This is a genomic window from Paenibacillus faecis (genome assembly GCF_008084145.1).
Taxonomy (GTDB): Bacteria; Bacillota; Bacilli; order Paenibacillales; family Paenibacillaceae; genus Fontibacillus; species Fontibacillus faecis.
The window spans coordinates 78,342-99,539 of sequence record NZ_VSDO01000001.1 but is presented as its reverse complement, the minus strand read 5'-3'; the positions used below and the strand labels follow the sequence as shown (position 1 = coordinate 99,539).

The window sequence follows — 21,198 nt, the reverse complement described above, 5'->3', positions numbered from 1 at the left end:
ATGAGTAGGAAGGGTTTAAACGATGAGACCGATTTGATGTTCTAGCTGCAACTCTTGGCCACTGGACTTAGGAAATTGGATAATTGAAAATGCATAAGGAGAAACAAAGAGATGTTCAAACGATCTTTTTACGTATTATGGGGTTCACAGACGCTGTCGAACAGCGCCGACGTGCTTTATTTGGTTGCGCTGACCACCTTCGTGCTGGAACGGACGAATTCGGTCGTGTTCGCCACGCTGGTTCCTTTTTTGAGAGTCACCTCGCAATTGTTTAGCGGGTTCATCGCCCCGCTGATGATCGACAAGTATAGGCTGCCCTTTTTGCTGACCTTGTCGCAGTTCGGGCAATTTGCCCTCTTCGGCTTGCTGGCGGGCTATGTTTCTCCATGGTTTGGCGGGGAAGAGATGCTCCCGGTATATGGGCTCATCATCGGCATTTCGTTTCTGGACGGCTGGACGACACCGGCTCGGAATGCGCTGATTCCGCGGCTTACCGACGACCGGGTTCTTATGAAAGCCAACGGTTTGATCGCCACGACCGATCAGATCGTTCAGTTCGCGGGTTGGGCGATCAGCGGCGTCCTGGTCGCCTCATTCGGAGCTTATCCGGTTCTGCTTGGCGTTGCGGTATGTTACGGGGCGGCAATGTTAGCTACGATCTGGATCGAGGATCCGACTGAACCCGCCCGTCGAAGTCTCTGGGATATCCGAACAGGATCCCGTTCGAATGGGGGAGCCGATAACGGCTCCGCTTCCCGGTGGGATACTTTAAAGGAAGGATGGGTGACGCTGTGGAAATCTCCGCGGCTTCGTTCGCTGACTTTTATGGATGCCACGGATATGCTGGGAGGTTCGGTTTGGGCCGGCGCGTTTCTGCTGGTGTTCGTTAACGAAATTCTGATGAAGGATGAGAAGTGGTGGGGCTATATTAACGCGAGTTATTTTGCCGGGGCCGTACTCGGCGGGCTGGTCGTCGTCGCTCTCGTGGAGCGGCTGGAGAAGCGGATATTTCCGGCGATGCTGGCGGGAATGCTGGGTTATGCCGCGTTTACGGCATGGTTCGCGCTCAATCAGTATGCCCCGTTGACACTGCTGATCGTTCTGCTGACCGGGCCGTTTACGGAGCTGGCCGCCGTGTCCCGGAGAACGCTCATTCAGCGCAGTGTGGGAGCGGAGATGCTGCCCAAAGTTTTTTCGGCGCAATCGACGCTGCTGAATACGATTTTTGGCCTGTCGCTGCTGTTTATGAGCGGTGTAGCCGAATGGTTCGGCATCGTGAATATGTATCTGTTCGCTGCGGTCATAAGCTTGCTGGCGGCCGGAGTGGGCTGGATGCATCGAAAATCCTTTGAAACGGCGGTGGAAGCTAAGTAGGGTTGGTGCGGGCATGCTGCGGCAGGCCCGTTTTTAGGGTATAAGTTGGCCTTTAAATAATTGTTTACTGCTGTATTTGATGGGAGAGAGAAATTGGAGTGGAGTATATTGCAGGGGGCGTATTTTTAATTACTTTGGTGTTTGTCATCTGGCAGCCGAGAGGACTCGGCATCGGCTGGTCTGCCGCCGGAGGGGCCGCACTGGCTTTGATGTTTGGGGTTGTCAGTTTCGCCGATGTCGGCGACGTGACCCGGATTGTCTGGAATGCGACGCTGGCCTTTGTGGCCATTATCATCATCTCCATTTTGCTGGATGAGATCGGGTTCTTCGAATGGTCTGCGCTCCACATGGCAAGGCTGGCTCGAGGAAGCGGGCGGCGTATGTTTATTTATGTCATTCTGCTTGGGGCGGCCGTCGCGGCACTGTTTGCCAACGACGGGGCGGCTTTGATCCTGACCCCGATCGTCCTGGCGATGGTTCGGGCCTTACGCTTCGATGAACGCAAAGTGCTGCCGTTTATCATGGCGGGCGGATTTATCGCCGACACAACGTCCTTGCCGCTGGTGGTCAGCAATCTAGTGAATATCGTATCCGCCGATTATTTCGGCATCGGCTTTACGGAATATGCCTCGCGCATGATTGTGCCGAGCTTGGTTTCTTTGGGCGCAAGTATGCTGGTCCTGTATTTGTTTTTTCGGAAAGACATTCCGGCTGACTATGATCTGCGGCAATTGAAAAAACCGCGCGAAGCCGTTAAGGATCCGGCGATGTTCCGGTTGTCGTGGTTTATCCTTGGATTGCTGGTGGCCGCCTATTTATCCGCCGAGTTCATCGGAATTCCCGTGTCTTTGGCGGCAGGGGCCGTAGCCTTGTTGTTCATCCTGGCAACCCGGCGCAGCCCCGCGGTCCATACCCGGCGCGTGATCAAGGAGGCGCCTTGGTCGATCGTCGTGTTCTCCATCGGGATGTATGTGGTGGTTTACGGGCTTCGGAATGCAGGTCTGACCGATTATCTCGGCGCCGCGATTCAGCGGGTTGCCGAGGGCGGAATGTATACCGCGACGGTAGGAATGGGTTTTCTGGCCGCCATTCTGTCATCCGTAATGAATAACCTGCCTACCGTGATGATCGATGCGCTGGCTATCGACAGTACCCCTACCGAAGGTCTAATCCGAGAAGCCTTGATCTATGCCAACGTGATCGGTTCGGATCTCGGGCCGAAGATTACGCCGATCGGATCGCTGGCGACCTTGCTTTGGCTGCACGTTCTGGCCAAAAAAGGAGTCCGGATTACATGGGGCCGTTATTTTAAAACCGGCATTTTGCTGACGGTCCCGACACTGTTGATAACACTATCGGGACTATACGCGTGGCTGCTGATCGCTTCTTAAAGTTCTGCCCGGTTGTTTCCAACCCGAACGCCACCCGCTGGCATTAGGGATTTGGGGGATCCGTAACGGAAAGCAAATAAATCCTATAGCCGGAAATAACGGAAGGCGTTTATAATTCCAGTTATTCCGGCTTTTTTCATCCCTATTCTTCATTGTTATGCTCACCCGAATACTTCACGATGATTTCCATGCGAGTTTACACGGATTCACCCGTGTGCCAAAATGAAAGGGACTTGGAATTTTTTACATAGGAGGAGAATCTTCATGCGAATCGGAATTATCGGGCTCGGCGATATCGCCCAAAAGGCGTATCTGCCGGTTATTGCGGCAATGGAGGACATCCAGCCGGTACTCTGCACGCGAAATCGGGAGACGTTGCGGAGGCTTGCGGCCAAGTATCGGGTAGCGGAGGCCGTTCAGAGCGTGGAAGAGTTAATCGGCTTAAATATCGATGCGGCGTTTATACATGCGTCGACCGAGTCGCACGCCCTTATTGCCGAGCAATTGCTGCGGAGCGGAGTTCACGTTTATATCGACAAGCCGATATCTTATGATTACGAGGAGTCCGAACGGCTTACGGCGCTCGCGGAGCAGGCCGGCCGCATCCTGATGGTCGGGTTCAACCGCCGTTTTGCACCGATGCTTGCCGCGTTGGAGGAGCAAAGGGACAGGCACGCGATTTTGCTGCAAAAGAACCGGCTGTTCTCGCCGGACTTCGCCCGCCGCTTCATATATGACGATTTTATCCATGTCGTGGATACGATCCGCTTCCTGGCCCCCGGCCCAATTACCGAAGAGCCCGGGATTTTCACCCGCGTCCGGGAAGGGAAGTTGGTGCATGTGCAGCTGCAGCTTCAAGGGGACGGCTTTATTTGTACGGGGATCATGAACCGGGATTCGGGAGCCAACGATGAAATTGTGGAGGTCATGAGTCCGGGGAATAAATGGGTGGTACATGGGCTCAACACAACCGTGCATTTTTCGGCGGGAGGGGAGCGGCATCATCACTTCAAGGATTGGGATTCGGTTTTGTTCCGCAGAGGATTTGTTGCGATCGTCGAGCATTTCATCGCCTGTGTACGCGAGAACAGGCCGCCAGCCATTTCTCCGAAGGATGCCCTGGAGAGCCACCGGGTTTGTGAGCTTATCGTTAGGCAGGCAGAGGCGGTCGGCGCTTTTGCGTTTGATCAACAGGCGTAGGGGCGGCTAATGAAGCTGGTTTTTTACCGGATCGCCTTCGGCATGCTGCTTGTGTTGCTGGATTTGCACGCCCCCATTGATGTGCTTCCGGACCCTCTCGGATATCTGTTAATTTTCCACGAGTTGAAGGCCCTTCGCCGGAAGGAAAAGGTGTTTCGTTGGGGATGTTATGCTGCGGGTTTGCTTGTCGTCATTTCGGCAGTCACTTTTTTTCGTCCACTTTACTTCAAAGCGGACGCATCCGGTTTGTTGCCGAATGACGATCCGGTTCTGGATTATGCCTCCGGTTTACTGCAGCTTGTGTTGTTCTATAGCCTTTGCTTGGGAACAAGGGAACTAGCGTTGCTGAGGGGAAGAAGCGATCTGGCTTCATCGCTGCGTTTCCGCTGGCGTCTCTATTTCGGCAGCACCGCCGCGTATTTGGCGGCTGTGCCGGTTGCACGCTATGTCGATATCGAACCGTGGATTCAACTTATGACGATGTGTTCCATCGTGGCTTATTTCTTGATCTTTATGGTGATGCGAAGAGCGGGGAGAGAGTTGGAACATCCGTTTAATCCAAGAAGTTAAATTTTATTTTTCCGGACAAGAGGGGGATCCCAATGTTTGAAAATCTGAACGAGCGTTTGGCGGAAGTGAAGGAGAAGGGGCGCCGCAAAGAAAAATGGGAGCATCGACTCCAAAAGCTGCAGGAAGAGTTGTCCGGCTTGGAGCAGGCCAGAAAGGCCGCGGCTGGCCGGCTTGCGGGCGAAGAGGAGGATGTGGCCCGTTTAACGGGAATGTCCTTGACCAATTTGCTGTTTACGATGACGGGTAAAAAAGCGGAGAAGCTCGACAAGGAGGAGCGGGAGGTGATCTCGGCCCGGCTGAAATACGAGGAAGCCGATCGGGCCGTTCGGGATACGCGGGAACAAATCGCCTTTCTCGAACGCCAGTTGGGGGCAGTCCGTAACTGGAAACGGGAATACGATGCGATTTTTGAAGCCAAAGAGAAGATCGTTCTTGAGAACAACGAGCCGCTTCGGGAGTCGGCCGAACGGCAGGCTGTTCTGACCGTGGAGTTGAGAGAGCTGGAAGAAGCGATTCGTGCGGGGCAATCCGTACGGCACGACCTGGAGCTGGCGGAGGAAGACTTGCGGTCAGCCAGAAATTGGGGAACCTATGACATGCTTGGCGGGGGCATGCTGTCCACGCATCTCAAGCATAGCCGGCTCGATGAAGCCCTAGAGCATATGTATGCGGCCCAGACGAACTTGCGCCGCTTCGAAAAGGAACTCCAGGATGTAGGCGGCAGCGATTTTACTTCAGGGCTGGAGATTTCGGGAGTTCTCCGCTTCTCCGATTATTTCTTTGACGGACTGATCGCCGATTGGCTCGTCCAGGGGCGGATCCATGAACTGCATGATCAGGTGAAGCTGCGTTTGGCCGAGGTAAATAAAGCGGTCAACGGGCTGGAGTCGGCCACACGTCGGGTCGAACAAGAATTGGGTGATGTGCGGCGGAAATACGTGCAGGAAGTGGAGAATTATTTGTAAGCAGCAGTTGTTTTCATTTCAATCCTTCGAAGGAGCCATTGGGATGAACAAAGTTAAAAGCGCTTTCAATCGTTTGCCGATTCATCGTAAGATGATCCTTCTTATTTCGCTTTTAATGCTGTTTTGCTTTGGCTTTTACTTGTCCGTGCTTCAATACGTATTCCAGATTTACGACAGACAAATCTACGAGAAATCCTCCCAGGTTTTGAATCTGTCCTCGGTGGGGATTGAAAACCAACTGCGGGAAATGGCGAATCTCTCGTTTAAAGTGATGTCCGACGAACAACTGCAGAGGTATTTGCTGGAGCTTGCGAAAGCAGACACGGCTTATGCCAAAACGGCCCTCCGCAAAAAGATCACCAACCGCCTCGTCGCATACGCCGGATCGGAGAAATACGTTTATTCCATGCTGCTGATCGACAATGAGAATACGGTTATGGCCGCGGGCAACCGGGAAGGGCTTCCGGTTTCCATGCTCCCTGAGCTCGTATCGCTCGGACAACAGCACGCCGGCTCCAATTCCTGGTACACCGGGGGAGACCGTCAGGCCCGGCTGCTGTCGGTCCGGCAAATCCGGTCATTTACGGAGGGAGCCTTTACGCTGGAGCAGCTCGGCACGCTGGTGATCCGCATTCGGGTCGACCGGATCGTGGAGGACCAGATGCAGGAGCCGGGGGAAGGCTCCCGGCTGGTCATCAGCGACGGCACGGAGGTGGTCTACCCGTCGGATTCCCCGGTGGATCAAAGGGAGATTTTGTCCGAGATGAACCGGACGGAGCCTTACGGGATCGCGCATTTCGCACAGGGGCGCTACTTCGTGGCGCGGACCTTCTCCACGTATACGAATTGGGTGTATTTTTACATGACGCCCTTCGACGAAATGTTCAAGCAGACTCAATGGGTGAAGCGGCTCGTGATCGTCATTTTCGTGGCGATTCTGTTGACGGCGCTGACTGTCGGCGCCCGATTTGCCCGCAGCATCACCAGCCCGATCGCGCTATTGATCAAGAAGATGCGCAAGATCGAAAAGGGGGATCTGGACAAACTCGAGGAGGCGGCCCTCGGTCCCCTTCCCGGCTCCCTCCAGGACGAAGTAGGCCAACTCTACCGTACTTTTATGATGATGATGCAGCGGATTCGCGAGCTGATTTACGAGAACTACGCCAAGCAGCTGGTGATCCGGGAGACGGAGCTTAAGGCGCTGCAGGCGCAGATTAATCCGCATTTTTTGTACAATACGCTGGAATCGATCAACTGGTTGGCCAAAATGCATAAACAGCGCCAAATCTCCGAAATGGTGGAGGCTTTAGGTTTCCTGTTAAGGAATTCCTCCAATATGTCTGAAAAATGGATCACGCTGGAGAAGGAGCTGGATATCGTGCGAAATTATGTGATCATTCAGCGTTTTCGTTATGAGGAGAGGCTGGATTTCGAGATGGAGGTGGACTCCGCCTCCACCGCCGCCCTTATCCCTAAGCTTATCCTGCAGCCGCTAGTGGAAAATGCGATCCATTACGGATTGGAGCCCCGGGTCGAGCCCTGCCAAATTCGAATTCGGGTGACGACCGAAGGCAAGCGGGTCATTTTAGAGGTGAAGGACAACGGCCCGGGAATGACCGCCGAATTTTTGGAGCAGCTGCGTGTCGGAAACGTCCGGACCCGGGGACAGGGAATCGGCCTGACCAACATTCGGGAACGCCTCAAGCTGGCCTACGGCGAAGCGGGGGTGTTTCACATCGAAAGCCGCTCTGGAGAAGGAACGACCGTGACAATCCGCATACCTTGGATCGAGGAGGGAGTGACCGATGTACAAAGTCATGTTGGTGGATGACGAGCGTGTTATTTTGGAGGGGATGTCCCTGGTGGTCGACTGGGAAGCCGTCGGCGCCGAGCTGGTGGATACGGCCAAAAACGGTCTGGAAGCTTTGGACAAGATGAGCCATTCCCGGCCCGATGTCGTAATCACGGATATTTCTATGCCGGGCCTGGACGGTCTCGGCCTGATCGAGCAAGCTTCGGCCGCATATCCTCGAACGCGGTTTATCATGCTGTCCGGTTACAGGGAGTTTGATTACGCCCGCCGGGCGATGCGGTATGGGGTTAAACATTATTTATTGAAGCCCTGCAACGAGAACCAGATTCAGAGTGCTTTAGCGGAGCTCCTTCAGGAAAGACGGCGAATGGAGCGGCAGGAGATGGAGGAAGGACAGATCAAACAGCGCTTCCAGCGCGTTCTGCCTCATGTGAAAGAACAGGTTTTGCTCGAGTTCATTACGAACCGGACGTACGGTCCCCTGGAAGTCAAGTACTATCAGGAAATGTTCAATCTGGAACTGGAGGACCATCCGATTCGGCTGCTGCTATTGCGGATTGCGGGCGGCTACGACTTCAGCCATCTGTTCGCTCTAAAAAATATCGCCGGCGACTTCCTGCCAAACGCGCTGATGAGTACGACCCTGGAGGGAAATCTGCTGCTCCTGTTGTCCGATCACACCGACCTGGACCGGCTAAAGGCCGAGGTCGATCTGGCCAGAAATACGTTCACCCGGCTGTACAAACTGGAAGTGACGGCGGTTCTAAGCGAAGCCGACCGTATCGTCCATTCCCGGCAGCTGTATAAACAGGCGCTGCTGTGTCTGGACCGTTCATACGGACTCGGCGGGGGGCAGCTGATCGTACAAGAGGATACCATGTCAAGCCGTCATACCTCGGTCGTGGAGAAGATGATCGAAATTGTAACCCGCCACTATCGGGAGGCGAACCTGACCCTGAACGGCGTAGCCCAACAGATGCTCTATATGAACCCGGATTATCTCGGAAAGATGTTTAAAAAAGGGACGGGCGAGAACTTCTCCCATTACTTGAACCGATACCGGATCGAACGGGCATGCGAGCAGATTCGCAGAGACGGGGATGTAAAAGTGTTCGAGTTGGCCGAAAACTACGGGTTCGGCGGAAATGCCCAATATTTTAGCCAGGTCTTTAAAAAATGGACGGGAATGACTCCGACGGAGTACCGAAAGTGCGAAACGGAGGAGAGGTGAGTCTCCTCTGTTTTTTGAACGATCAAGCCGGTTTTTTGTATTCAACCGGAAGCGTACTTTTGCGAAAATGACGGTATAGCCAATTTGGAAGCGCTGTCATAATATTCGCGAAATCAACGTGAAAGGGAGAGATGGCATGAGAAAGAAGGGAAAATGGATCGTACTTGCACTTTTGTTGGCGATGGCCACGGCCTGCAGCTCGGGCGGAGGAAAGGGGGGCTCGTCGGCCGATGGTCAGACTACCCTGCGGATCGCCTGGTGGGGTTCGGATACGCGGCACGAGTACACGCAAAAAGTCATCGATCTGTATATGGAGAAGAACCCGAACGTCAAAGTGGACGTGGAGTACGCTTCGTTCGATGATTACTGGAAGAAGCTGGCCCCTCAAGCGGCGGCCAACCAGCTGCCCGATATCGTTCAAATGGATATTTCCTATATTAGCCAGTACGCCAAAAACGGCCAGTTGGAGGATTTGGCCCCTTATGCCGGCAAGCAGATCAATCTAGGCGATGTCAGCGAGAACGTGATCAGCACGGGGGTGGTTAACGGCAAACAGTACGGTATCCCTTCCGGGGTAAATGTGCTCGGTTTCCATTATGACCCGGCCACTCTGAAAAAGGCGGGGATCGACTCGCTGCCGGAGGAGATGACCTGGGATACCTACGAGAAGACCGCGCTTCAAGCGGCCGCGAACAAGATTTATTTTGACAGCGGTGTAGCCCCCGATATCTTCTTCCATTATTATCTCCGCACCAAGGGACAATCCTTGTATAACGCCGACGGGACGGCTCTCGGGTATGAGGACGACGCTTTGTTCGTGGATTTCTTCGGGCGCATGGCCCGTCTAATCGAGAAGGGAGCCGCTCCGTCGCCGGATCTGACCAACCAGACCAAAGGCATTATTGAAGAATCGGAACTGGTTAAAGGCAAGGGAATCGGGATCTGGCAGTGGTCCAATCAATTCGTCGCCCTGCAGCAGGTGGCGAACCGTCCGCTTGAAATCGCGCCGATGCCGGGACCGGATATGGAGAAAGGGCTGTATATGCAGCCAAGTATGTATTGGGCCGTGACTTCCAATTCCAAGCATAAGGAAGAGGCGGCCAAGTTTATCGATTTTTGGGTGAATGACGTGGAAGCCAACAAGCTGATTAAGGGGGAACGCGGGGTGCCGATTTCCGGCAAAATCAAGGAGGCCATTGCTTCGGAGTTAAGCGAACCGACCCGTCAGGTGTTCGACTTCGTTGCGGCCATGGAGCCGAAGGCTTCGCCGATGAGCCCGCCGCCGCCGGTCGGTTCGCCTGAGGTGATCGCTTCCCTGACGGATATCGTGGAGGAACTCAACTTCGGAAAGATTACGGCGGAGCAGGCGGCCAAAACCTTCCGCGACAGCGCGAACGCCGTCCTGGCCAAAAACAAATAGCGCAGCGGCTCCCGGAAACGGGGGCTTTCCGCAAGGGAGGGATTCGACTTGAGGCGGTATTCTTCTTTGCGAAGCGAGCTGACGGGATATGCTTTCATCAGTCCGTTTATCATCGGCTTCATCGCGTTCACGCTTATTCCGATGTTCGTTTCGCTGTATATGTCATTTACCAGCTACAACTTGTTTACCGCGCCGGAATGGATCGGCCTGGAGAATTTCAAGAAGATGTTTTTCGGCGACCCGAAGTACTGGAACTCGGTCCGCGTCACGCTGCTTTACGTTTTCATCGGCGTCCCGCTCAGGCTGGTATTCGCCTTGTTTGTGGCCATGATTCTGAATACGGGCTCCAGGATGGTAGGCACGTACCGAACGCTCTATTATCTGCCGTCGATCATCGGGGGAAGTGTGGCCGTATCCATCATGTGGCGGAATATTTTCAGCAACGAGGGAGTGATCAACCATGTCCTGACGATCATCGGCATCGGGCCGGTCAGTTGGTTCGGCGATCCCGACGCGGCGCTGGTGATGCTGATCTCCTTGTCGATCTGGCAGTTCGGCTCTTCCATGCTGATTTTTTTGGCGGGGCTAAAAAATATTTCCCCCGAGATGTACGAGGCGGCCAGCGTCGACGGCGCGAACCCGGTGCGCAAGTTTTTCCGCATTACGCTGCCGCTGCTGAGTCCGATTATTCTGTTCAACCTGATTATGCAGACGATAAGCGCCTTTATGACGTTCGTTCCGGCCTACATTATTTCCAAAGGGGAAGGCGGACCGATGGAAGGTACGATGCTGTATTCGCTGTATTTGTTCCGGCAGGCCTTTATGTTCAACAACATGGGCTACGCGTCCGCGATGGCATGGGTAATGTTGTTGATCGTCAGTTTGTTGACGGCGGTTTTGTTCCTGACGTCCCGGTTCTGGGTGTTCTATGAAAATGAGGGAGGGAAGTGACGATGCGAACCTGGAAAGCTGCAAAATGGCCGGTATATCACGTGTTCGTTGCCGCGCTAGCCTTTCTGATGCTGTACCCCGTGCTGTGGATGTTGTTCAGTTCTTTCAAAGAAAGCCGGACGATCTTTGTAACGGCCAACCGGTTGATTCCGGACAGCTGGATTTGGAGCAATTATGCCGCAGGCTGGGCCGGAACGGCGGGATATCCTTTTTGGCATTACATTGGCAACTCCATGGTCATCGTGGTCATCTCGACGATCGGGGCGGTCCTCTCTTCCTCGCTGATCGCCTTCGGCTTCGGCAGGTTGAAATTCCGGGGGCGCGGCCTCTGGTTCGCCCTCATGATGATGACCCTGATGCTGCCGCATGATGTCGTACTGGTGCCGCAGTATATCATTTTCACCAAGCTCGGCTGGCTGAACACGATTTTACCGATCGTGGTCCCTACCTTTTTCGGCATGCCGTTCTTTATATTTCTGATGGTGCAGTTTATCCGGACGATTCCCAAGGAACTGGACGAAGCGGCCACGATCGACGGGTGCGGGAAATTCAGATTGTATCTGCAAATCATTATGCCGCTCATTAAATCTTCTTTGGCGACCGCCGCCATTTTCTCGTTCTACTGGCGTTGGGAGGATTTGCTCGGCCCGGTCTTGTACCTAAATTCGCCGGAGAAATATACCGTTTCGATGGCTTTAAAAATGTTCCTGGACAGCGAGTCCGCCTCCAATTGGGGCGCCATGTTCGCCATGTCCATCGTGAGTCTGGTTCCGGTCGTGATGGTATTCTTTATCTTCCAAAAACAAATTGTGCAAGGGATGAGCACCAGCGGGCTGAAGGGATAAAACGGGGAGTTCCCGCGTCTATATTATAGGGGGTGAATATGCAGCATGGCGCTATATGAACGACCGCTCAGCTTCAAGTTCGATTTCGGCCCGGGCCCCTGTGCGGAAGGATATGTCAAAGTCGATCCGGGGACCCGTTACGACCCCCAACTGGGGTACGGCTTTGAAACGCATGCCCGCGTTTACGGGAAACAAAGGACGGATGTTCCGGGGGGATATCCGGGGGCGGCGGATCCGTTAAAGCAGAGCTTCTGCATTCCGCTCGGCGCCAGCTTTGTCGTGGACGTTCCGGGCGGTACATACCGTGTCAAACTGTTGGCGGGGGATGCTCTGGCCGAAACCGTGACGAACGTCAAGGCGGGGGAAGGAAGGCAGATGCTGCCGCCGGTGCACGCCGCGGCGGGACAGTGGCTGGAGGCCATGTTTTCGGTTGTTGTCCGGGGAGATGGCCGGCTGCGGCTTACTTTCACGGGCCCGGCGCCCAGAATCAACGCGCTGGAAATTTGGCCGGCGAACGGGACGCTGACCGTGTTTTTGGCCGGGGATTCCACGGTGACGGATCAGCCGGAGAGCGGGTATCCTTACTGCGGATGGGGACAGATGCTCCCGGCCTTCTTTAAGCATGACGTCGCCGTCGACAATCATGCCCGGTCGGGCCATAGCTCCTTGAGTTTTGTAAAGGAAGGCCTCCTTGATCCGATCATGGAACGGATCAAGCCCGGGGATTTCCTGTTCCTCCAATTCGGCCACAACGACGAGAAGCCGGACGCGGCCCGCCGAACGGAACCGTTCAGCACCTTCCAGGGCCAGCTGAAATTGTATTTGGAGGCCGCCCGGAGCAAACAAGCGACTCCCGTGCTGGTTACCCCCGTGCATCGGCGTTACTTCAAGGAAGACGGTACGCTGCAGGATACGCACGGGGACTATATCACGGCGATCCGTGAGCTGGCCGCGCAGGAAGCGGTCCCGCTGATCGATCTCGCCGAGCGCAGCCGCCGCCTGTTTGAGCAAGCGGGAGTCGAGGGAACTAAGGACGACTTTATGTGGGTGCTTCCCGGGGAATTTATCCATTTCCCGGCGGGTGTGGAGGATAATACGCATTTTCAGGAGCGGGGAGCCCGGCGTTTGGCCGCCCAGGTGGCGGAAGCCATCCGTGAGCTGCAATTGCAGCCGTTACAAATGTTTTTGCGGTAATTCGGCTTTTGAATCTTTGACTTAGGGAGGAGAAGATAGGATGCCTGCACTTCAATTTGACGAAGAGGAAATCAAGCAAATCATCGATCGCGTCGTAGACCGTACCTTTCGGATGGACTTCAGCTGGGATTGGCCGGGGGGCGTCGCATTTTACGGGGTGTGCGAAGCTTATGACGCAACGGGAAATAAAGCCTACTTGGATCAGCTCAAAGCCTGGGTGGACGAGAATATCGAGGACGGTTTGCCGAAATTGTCGGTGAACGGCGTGTCCATTGGACATTGTTTGCTGACGCTTTACGAGGCGACGGGTGAAGAGAAGTACATGGAAATCGCCAAAGAGATGGCCGAATTTCTGACGCATCAAGCGGAGCGGTTCGCCGAGGGGGTTTTTCAGCATACCGTGAACTCGCTGCATGATGTTTTTCCGCAGCAGGCCTGGGTGGACACGATGTTTATGGCCGGTTACTTTTTGCTGCGAATCGGGAAGCGTCTGGGCAATAAGGAGTATTTCGAGGACGGATTAAAGCAGTATCACGGGCATGAGAAATACCTTCAAGATCCCGATACCCATCTGTATTATCACGGGTGGGACCATGTGAATCAGAACTGGATGTCCGGCATTTATTGGGCAAGGGGAAATTCCTGGGCCGCGCTGACGATGTCCAAGGCACTGCGATTGATCGAGGTCCAGCATCCGTCCTATATGGTGATCGACGGTTCCCTCCGGGACCAATTAAGCGCGCTTGTAAGGCTGCAGTCGCCGGAAGGGCTGTGGCATACCATCGTCAATGACGAAGACTCTTACCTGGAAACCTCCGGCTCGGCCGGGATTGCGACCGCCTTGCTGATGCAGGGACGTTTGTACAACAAGTACGCCCAAAAGGCGATCGACGGCATCCTCGCCCGGATCAAGCCGGACGGTACGGTTACCGGCGTATCCGCCGGCACAGCGGTCATGCATGATGCGGAAGGTTATCGTAATGTGCCGTGCAAACGCATTCAGGGATGGGGACAAGGGCTGACGTTGGCTTTTCTGGGCCAATTGCTGCGAACCAAGGAGAATCCGTATGGATAACGGATACAGGGCAATCGGTCACACGTACTGGGTCATCCCGGACGGGTACATCCCGCCGGACAGCAGCGGCCGCCTGGAAAGTCATGAAAGCGTATGCGTGCTCAATACGGGAACGGAGGAGGCCGAGCTGCAAGTAACGGTATACTTCGAAGACCGCGAACCTCTCGAAGGAATCGTATGCCGGGTCCCGGCCCGGCGTACGAAGCATATTCGAACCGCCTCCCTCCAAGCCGGAGATGAACGGATTCCAGCGGGGGTACCGTACGCTATGACGATCACCAGCAATGTTCCGGTGATCGTGCAGTACAGCCGGCTCGATACGACACAGTCCGAGTTGGCATTAATGAGCGTAATGGCTTATCCGGCGGAAGAAGGATAGGGCGAAGGGTTTGCATGAATTTCTTAAAACAGGTCGCTGCAGGGAAGCTGCAGCGACCTGTTTTTTTGCGTCCGGCGGGATTGACTTTTTGGCAATTGTGCTATAATAAGAGCGATTTTTCATTGACATCATAAGAATACATAATCGTGAAGGTGCTGATGCTACGCTATGAATACCCGTCAAAAAGAAATCCTTCGCATGCTGCTGTCCGCTCCCCGTACCCCTTTCGTAGTACGGGATATCGCCATGCGGTTAAATTGTTCGGAGAAGACGATCCGCAACGATTTCGATGAAATCGAGCGGGATTTATCCGAGGTCTCCCAGGCCAGACTCGTCCGGAAGCCCGGGATCGGGGTCGTCCTGAATGCGGAGGAACAAGAAAGAGCGAAAATTGCAGATCACTTCCTTTGGTCCGCTCGGGAGAAGGATGACCCGGAGGATAAAGACCGGATGGCCGCGATCGCATACCGGCTATTGATGGAAACGAAGCCCGTGACTCTGCAAGAGCTTGCTGACGCACACTTTGTGAACAAAGCGGTCATTAAGAAAGAATTGGACAGCCTGGGTCCCTGGTTGGAACAGTATGGCCTTACCGTCGTTTCCAAACAGAAGGTAGGGATTACGCTAGAAGGGAAGGAATGGGATAAGCGTGCCGCGTTGTCCAAACTTACCCTATTAACCACCGATTCGGGACATTCCTATATAAAAAAGCAGTTTTCCCCGCATGAAGTCGAGCTCGTCGCCCGGGAACTCAAGGAGCTGGAACAGCGTGTTCAGCTGTTTTTTACGGATGAAGCGTTCGACAATTTGCTGATCCATACCTTGCTGATGATCCGGAGAACCAAGCTGAAGCAGCCGATCCATTTTTCCGAACAGGAGAAAGGGTTTGTCCGCGGCAAACCGGAGTACGGCAGAATGAAGGAGTTTACCGGGGAGTTGGAACGCAGGTTTGCCGTTCGCTTCAACGAGGATGAAGTCGCCTATTTGACGGCTCATATGATGGGCGCCAAAATCCGGTCCCAGGCTCGGATCGACGCTGTGGACTCAGGCGAGGACCAGGCCCAGGACAGAACCCGGGCGAGAGAGTTTGCGGAGAGGTTAATCCGAAGAGTATCCGCCTTAACCCTGGTCGATTTTTCCAGTGACCCCGATTTGGCGGAAGGGTTGAGTATTCATTTGTACTCCACGATCAACCGGCTGCTTTACGGGCTTACCGTTTCCAATCCGATGCTGCACGACATCAAAAAAATGTACCCTTACATGTTTGATATGGTCATTTACGCGGCGAAAGAGGCCGGTGCCGACTACCCCTTCGTTCTTCCCGAAGAGGAGGCGGCTTATTTGACGCTCCATTTTCAAGCGGCTGCCGAACGTATGAACAAGCCGGCGGATCGCACGAAACAAGTCATCACCGTATGTCATATGGGCGTGGGCATGTCGCAAATTCTGCGGAGCAAGCTGGAGCGCAAGTTCCCCGACTTGCACGTATTGGATTCCGTACGCAAGGCCGACTTGCCGAAGTATTTGCCCCGCCGCCGGGTGGATTTTATCGTATCGACGACACCGTTGGAACAGGTCGGTGTGCCGTACATTCAAGTGTCTCCCCTGCTGGAAGCGGGTGAGGTCAAAAAAATAGCGGAATTTATCGAAATGTTGGAGGAGTCCGCGACTCCCGCAAACGCGTCGGGTTCCATATTGCAAATGTACACCTCCCCCTCGCTGATTTTCCCGCATGTGAAGGTGGACCACCGCTATGAGTTGATTGAGATGCTGGCGAACGAGCTATATACCCAGGGATTCGTCGAACAGGACTATGCCCATCAGGCGCTGCTTAGGGAAAGGCTTTCATCCACCTCCATAGGGGGAGGCATCGCGATTCCGCATGGAGATCCGAACTTGATCAGGGAGTCGCGGATCGCGGTCGCTACTTTAAAAGAGCCGTTGGATTGGAAAGAAGAGAACGTGTCCGTCGTCTTCATGCTGGCGCTGGGGCCTGGAGATCAAGAGCATCTGAAGAAGCTGTTTCAGCGTCTATCCCTGCTTAGCGAACAGCCCTCGACGATCGAGCGGTTGGTTCAGGCGGCCACGCCCGAGGCGTTGCTGCGTTCCCTATAAACATCCGGCAAATAATCCGTTTTTTCCGGAGCTGCGGTAATAATAAAAGATTTTCCGCCGTCTTATCCGCGTTAATATAAGAATGCAAGCGGTTACTACAATTCAGAATAAGGGGATAGAGCTATGAAACTGTTGGCCATTACCTCATGTCCGAATGGGATTGCCCACACGTATATGGCGGCGGAAAATTTGCAAAAAGCCGCGGATAAATTAGGCGTCAGCATGAAGGTCGAAACGCAGGGTTCGATCGGCGTGGAAAATCAATTTACCGCAGAAGAGATCCGCGAGGCGGACGGTATCATCATCGCGGCGGATAAATCGGTTGACAAAAGCCGGTTTATCGGCAAGAAGCTGTTGGTCGCCGGCGTGCAGGAGGGGATCCGCAACCCGGAAGGACTGATTCAAAAAATGATCACCGGCGAGGCGACGGTGTATCGCGGTCAAAGAGACGGGGAGAACGGCAGTACCCCGCAGCCAGCCGCGAAACAACAAAATACATTTTATCGCCATTTGATGAGCGGCGTGTCTTACATGATTCCGTTCATCGTGGTCGGAGGGCTGCTGATCGCGATCGCGCTCTCGATCGGCGGCGTACCGACGCCGGGCGGATTGCAAATTCCGGAGGATTCGTTCTGGAAAACGATCGAAAGGTTGGGGGCGGCGTCCTTCACATTCATGGTTCCGATACTGGCGGGATTTATCGCTTTTAGTATCGCGGACAGACCGGGTCTGGCGCCGGGGATTGTCGGCGGTTACATCGCCGCGAACGGCAGCTTCTACGGCAGTGAGGCCGGAGCCGGATTTCTCGGCGGGATCGTCGCCGGTTTTCTTGCGGGCTATGTGGCGCTTTGGATCAAGAAATGGAAAGTTCCAAAAGCGATTACCCCGATTATGCCGATTATCATCATTCCGGTTCTGTCTTCGTTAATTGTCGGTTTGGCTTTCATTTACCTGCTCGGCGGTTCGATCGCGCAAGTTTTTGAGATGTTGACCAACTGGCTGGCTGGGATGCAGGGAACAAGTTCCATTCTGCTGGCTTTGATCTTGGGGGCGATGATCTCGTTCGATATGGGCGGACCGGTCAATAAGGTAGCGTTCATGTTCGGCTCCGCCATGATTGCGGAAGGCAACTACGAAATCATGGGTCCGATCGCCGTAGCGATCTGTGTCCCGCCGATCGGGCTGGGGCTGGCTACGTTCCTGTTCAAACGCAAGTTTCACAATGCGGAAAGAGAGTCCGGCAAGGCGGCGTTTACGATGGGCTTATTCGGGATTACCGAGGGAGCGATTCCGTTTGCGACGCAGGATCCTTTGCGCGTGATCCCGAGTATCATGATCGGGTCCATGACCGGCTCCGTCATCGCCATGTTCGGGAATGTCGGAGACCGGGTGGCGCACGGCGGACCGATCGTTGCCGTCCTGGGAGCGGTGGATAACGTAACGATGTTCTTTGTGGCGGTAATCGTCGGCTCCATCGTGACGGCTTTGATGATTAAGTTGTTGAAAAAAGACCAGGCGGCGCCCCGGTTGGCCGGGAATCAAGGAGCCGAGGTTGAAGCGGCCGCCGCGGTGGAACCGGTACTCACAAGCCGTGCAGTATCATCCCCATCCGATGAGTCCCACCGGACGGTTAGAAAACTGACGGACATCATCAACCTGGACTTGATCGATACTTCGCTTGCGGGAAAAACCCGAGATGAAGTGATCGATGCGATGATCGGAAAATTGGATGCCCAAGGGGTGCTCACTTCGCCTGGCGAATTTAAAACCGCCATTCTGAACCGTGAAGCAGAGAGCTCTACGGGGATCGGGATGAATGTGGCGGTCCCTCACGGGAAATCGGCCGCCGTGCTGAAGCCGCGGGTCGTATTCGGGCTGAAGCCGGAGGGCGTCGATTGGAACAGTGCGGACGGCGAGCCCGCCAAGCTGATCTTTATGATCGCTGTTCCCGCAGAGAACAAGGGCAACGAGCATCTGAAAATTTTGCAGATGCTGTCCCGCAAGCTGATGGATGATAATTTCAGAGAACAGCTTATGAAAGTGAAGTCCAAACAAGAGGCCTTCAGCCTGTTGGATCAGATTCATTAATAAAGAAGGACCGTGCCAAGCCGCAAAAGCGGCCGAGCGCGGTCCTTTTTGGTCGCTGAACTAGCTGGTGCCCCCGTCAAACCAACTTGATAACAGCGAATTCCTGCAAATATGCATGCTTTTTTCTTGTTCGGAACACAAATTTGCAAATTCCTGCGATTCTGCAGGAATTTTCGACGAAACCGGCTCGTTTCTCTAAAATCGCTGGAAATACCTGCAGATTTGCTTCTTTTCATCGAATTCCCTTGGGGATCTGCTTAAAAACCTGCAGATTTGCATCTTTTTTGAGTTGGGCGTGTTGGGCGTGTTGGTCGGGAGCTTCAGAAGTCTAAACGTTGTGTTCCGACAGGAAAATCAGGCAACTATCCGGGAAGAATTCTTCATAGAGCGAGGCGATTATTTGACGGTACACTAGTCATTGGCGTTAAATTTATGATCTTTCAAGGACTCCAATGCCGTCTTCGTTTTCCGCTTCGCCGGGGCGGCCGGGCGGGAGACGGGCGGCTCCGGTTGCTCCGTTCGTTCCAGCAGAACTTCAAGGTAATACCGGTTTTCGTCGGTTCGGTCAAGTATTTCGGCCAAGGCCAGAAATACGATACCCGCCAAGAAGCCGCTTAGAATAGAGGCAAGGGCGGGAATCCAGCCGTCTCCGTAGATCGCACTAAAGATAGCCCATAGCAAGCCCCCTATAAAAAACACCGTTCCTATGATTTTTAACAGTTTGTTCAATGTTCGTCCCTCCTGTAGCTGGTTGTACATCCATTATAAACCGTTATTTTGTTGCGGACACCGTTCTGTTTCCAAAGAAATGCAGGATATCGCGCGGTTTCGGGTATGTTATACATATGGAATCCGAGACAAAGGAGGCGTCGCAGCAATGAATCCCAAATGGTGGAAGGAGAGCGTGGTCTACCAGATTTATCCGATCAGCTTCATGGATTCGAATGGAGACGGGATCGGTGATCTTCGCGGCATTATATCCAAGCTGGATTATTTGAAAGACCTTGGCGTCGACGTAATCTGGGTATGCCCGATCTATAAATCCCCCAATCATGACAACGGTTACGACATTAGCGATTATTGCGACATCATGAAGGAATTCGGCACCATGGAAGATTTTGATCTGATGCTGAAGGAAATCCATCTCCGCGGCATGAAGCTGATGATGGATCTGGTGCTGAACCACACGTCCCATGAGCACCCGTGGTTTCAAGAGTCCCGGAAATCCAAGGATAATCCGAAACGGGATTTCTACATATGGCGCAAAGGGAAAAACGGGGGCCCGCCGAACAACTGGGAATCTTACTTCAGCGGCTCGGTATGGGAGTATGACGAAGCGACCGACGAATACTACCTGCACCTTTATTCCAAATATCAGCCCGATTTAAACTGGGAACATCCCGAGGTTGTCGCGAAACTCCACGATATGGTCGAGTGGTGGCTGAAAAAAGGCGTGGACGGTTTCCGTTTCGACGCCATCGCGCACATTGTGAAGCAGCAGGGGCTTCCAGACGCCGACAATCCGCATCAGACCACGACGGTAAGGGCGTACGAGATGTTTTCCAATCTGGACGATGTGCATACCCTGCTGCAAAACTTGTATGACAAGGTACTCTATTTTTACGATATTATGACGGTGGGAGAAACTTCGGGACTCGGTCCCGAACAGGCGCTGGATTACGTGGGCGACGGACGACGCGAGTTAAACATGACCTTTCAGTTTGAGCATATGTTTCTCGACGCCGCTTCCGCGGGCAGCGGAAAGTGGGACACCGTGCCATGGAATCTGATCGAGCTGAAAAAAGTGATGAGCAACTGGCAGACGGTTCTCCATAACCGCGGATGGAACGCCAATTATTTGTGCAACCATGATCAGCCGCGATCGGTATCCCGCTTCGGCGACGATGTGACCTGCCGGGTACCTTCGGCAAAAATGCTCGCGACCTTTATTCATACGCTGGAAGGTACGCCGTATATATATCAGGGAGAAGAAATCGGCATGACCAACGTGGCCTTCGATTCCATCGACGAATACCGGGATGTGGAAACGCTGAATTACTATGAGGAGAAGCGGACAAGCGGAGTGCCGGAAGCAGAGATCATGCGGGCGATTCACAAGAAAAGCCGGGATAACGCCCGGACGCCGATGCAATGGGATGCCACCGAACACGCCGGTTTTACCGAGGGGACCCCTTGGATTAAAGTGAATTCCAATTATATGGAGATCAACGTGGTCCAAGCGATGAAGGACCCTGACTCGATTTATCATTATTACAAAAGGCTGATTCAACTGCGCAAGAAGTTCAAGGTTATCGTTTACGGAGAATATAGGCTGCTGCTACCGCTTCATGAGGAGATTTATGCCTATACCCGTACGCTTGATAATGAGGTTCTGCTTGTTATTTTGAATTTCTTCGGCAAAGAGCCGATCTTCGAAATGCCCGAAGGGCTCGATCTCCAAGGGATGGAACTGCTTATCTCCAATTACGAGCCGAGAAAGGGAGAGGACTTGGCCCGATTGAAACTGCGCCCGTTCGAGGCGCGGGTCTATTTGAAAAAGCTATAAGGGGTTAAGAAGGGGGCGTGC

Annotated in this window: 17 protein-coding genes; 16 read left to right on the top strand and 1 reads right to left on the bottom strand. The window is 53.8% G+C overall.

Annotated features, from left to right (window positions below):
• Positions 1-111 precede the first annotated feature (111 nt).
• The 15 genes from FRY98_RS00445 to FRY98_RS00375 all read left to right on the top strand — a co-directional run bounded on the left by FRY98_RS00445 (position 112) and on the right by FRY98_RS00375 (position 18,611).
• A complete protein-coding gene (locus FRY98_RS00445) occupies positions 112-1,374 on the top strand; it encodes an MFS transporter (RefSeq protein ID WP_148449667.1) in 1,263 nt (420 codons plus the stop codon).
• A 98-nt stretch (positions 1,375-1,472) separates the two neighbouring features.
• Complete coding sequence (locus FRY98_RS00440) at positions 1,473-2,765, top strand: arsenic transporter (protein ID WP_148449665.1); 1,293 nt, start codon at positions 1,473-1,475, stop codon at positions 2,763-2,765.
• A gap of 264 nt (positions 2,766-3,029) precedes the next feature.
• Positions 3,030-3,965, top strand: a complete 936-nt coding sequence (locus FRY98_RS00435) for a Gfo/Idh/MocA family protein (protein ID WP_148449663.1) — start codon at positions 3,030-3,032, stop codon at positions 3,963-3,965.
• A gap of 9 nt (positions 3,966-3,974) precedes the next feature.
• Positions 3,975-4,535, top strand: a complete 561-nt coding sequence (locus tag FRY98_RS00430; RefSeq protein WP_148449661.1) for a hypothetical protein — start codon at positions 3,975-3,977, stop codon at positions 4,533-4,535.
• Positions 4,536-4,567: 32 nt separating this feature from the next.
• Positions 4,568-5,500, top strand: a complete 933-nt coding sequence (locus tag FRY98_RS00425) for a hypothetical protein (RefSeq protein WP_148449660.1) — start codon at positions 4,568-4,570, stop codon at positions 5,498-5,500.
• A gap of 43 nt (positions 5,501-5,543) precedes the next feature.
• Positions 5,544-7,331 (top strand): sensor histidine kinase, encoded by a 1,788-nt coding sequence (locus FRY98_RS00420; protein WP_148449658.1) that lies wholly within the window; start codon positions 5,544-5,546, stop codon positions 7,329-7,331.
• Positions 7,306-8,544 carry a response regulator transcription factor gene (locus FRY98_RS00415; RefSeq protein WP_148449656.1) on the top strand — a complete coding sequence of 413 codons (1,239 nt, stop codon included), beginning with the start codon at positions 7,306-7,308 and terminating at the stop codon, positions 8,542-8,544. The genes FRY98_RS00420 and FRY98_RS00415 overlap by 26 nt, the downstream gene beginning before the upstream one ends.
• Before the next feature lie 136 nt (positions 8,545-8,680).
• Entirely contained in the window at positions 8,681-9,964 is a 1,284-nt protein-coding gene (locus FRY98_RS00410) for an ABC transporter substrate-binding protein (protein ID WP_148449655.1), read from the top strand.
• A 48-nt stretch (positions 9,965-10,012) separates the two neighbouring features.
• On the top strand, positions 10,013-10,915 hold the full coding sequence (locus FRY98_RS00405) for a carbohydrate ABC transporter permease (protein ID WP_148449653.1): 903 nt from the start codon (positions 10,013-10,015) through the stop codon (positions 10,913-10,915).
• A 2-nt stretch (positions 10,916-10,917) separates the two neighbouring features.
• Positions 10,918-11,760, top strand: coding sequence for a carbohydrate ABC transporter permease (locus FRY98_RS00400; protein WP_148449651.1), 843 nt, complete (start codon positions 10,918-10,920; stop codon positions 11,758-11,760).
• Positions 11,761-11,805: 45 nt separating this feature from the next.
• Complete coding sequence (locus tag FRY98_RS00395) at positions 11,806-12,954, top strand: rhamnogalacturonan acetylesterase (RefSeq protein ID WP_148449649.1); 1,149 nt, start codon at positions 11,806-11,808, stop codon at positions 12,952-12,954.
• A 40-nt stretch (positions 12,955-12,994) separates the two neighbouring features.
• On the top strand, positions 12,995-14,029 hold the full coding sequence (locus tag FRY98_RS00390; RefSeq protein ID WP_148449648.1) for a glycoside hydrolase family 88/105 protein: 1,035 nt from the start codon (positions 12,995-12,997) through the stop codon (positions 14,027-14,029).
• Positions 14,022-14,408 (top strand): sensory rhodopsin transducer, encoded by a 387-nt coding sequence (locus tag FRY98_RS00385; RefSeq protein WP_148449646.1) that lies wholly within the window; start codon positions 14,022-14,024, stop codon positions 14,406-14,408. Before FRY98_RS00390 ends, FRY98_RS00385 begins: the two co-directional genes overlap by 8 nt.
• 168 nt (positions 14,409-14,576) lie before the next feature.
• Positions 14,577-16,523 (top strand): BglG family transcription antiterminator, encoded by a 1,947-nt coding sequence (locus tag FRY98_RS00380; protein ID WP_148449644.1) that lies wholly within the window; start codon positions 14,577-14,579, stop codon positions 16,521-16,523.
• Positions 16,524-16,646: 123 nt separating this feature from the next.
• Positions 16,647-18,611, top strand: a complete 1,965-nt coding sequence (locus FRY98_RS00375) for a PTS fructose transporter subunit IIABC (RefSeq protein ID WP_148449642.1) — start codon at positions 16,647-16,649, stop codon at positions 18,609-18,611.
• A 411-nt stretch (positions 18,612-19,022) separates the two neighbouring features.
• Here FRY98_RS00375 and FRY98_RS00370 read toward each other — a convergent pair whose 3' ends face one another.
• Positions 19,023-19,340 (bottom strand): DUF3021 domain-containing protein, encoded by a 318-nt coding sequence (locus FRY98_RS00370; RefSeq protein WP_148449640.1) that lies wholly within the window; start codon positions 19,338-19,340, stop codon positions 19,023-19,025.
• 148 nt (positions 19,341-19,488) lie between these two features.
• On the opposite strand from FRY98_RS00370, the gene FRY98_RS00365 reads away from it, so the two are divergent.
• A complete protein-coding gene (locus tag FRY98_RS00365; protein WP_148449639.1) occupies positions 19,489-21,177 on the top strand; it encodes a glycoside hydrolase family 13 protein in 1,689 nt (562 codons plus the stop codon).
• Positions 21,178-21,198: the final 21 nt, after the last annotated feature.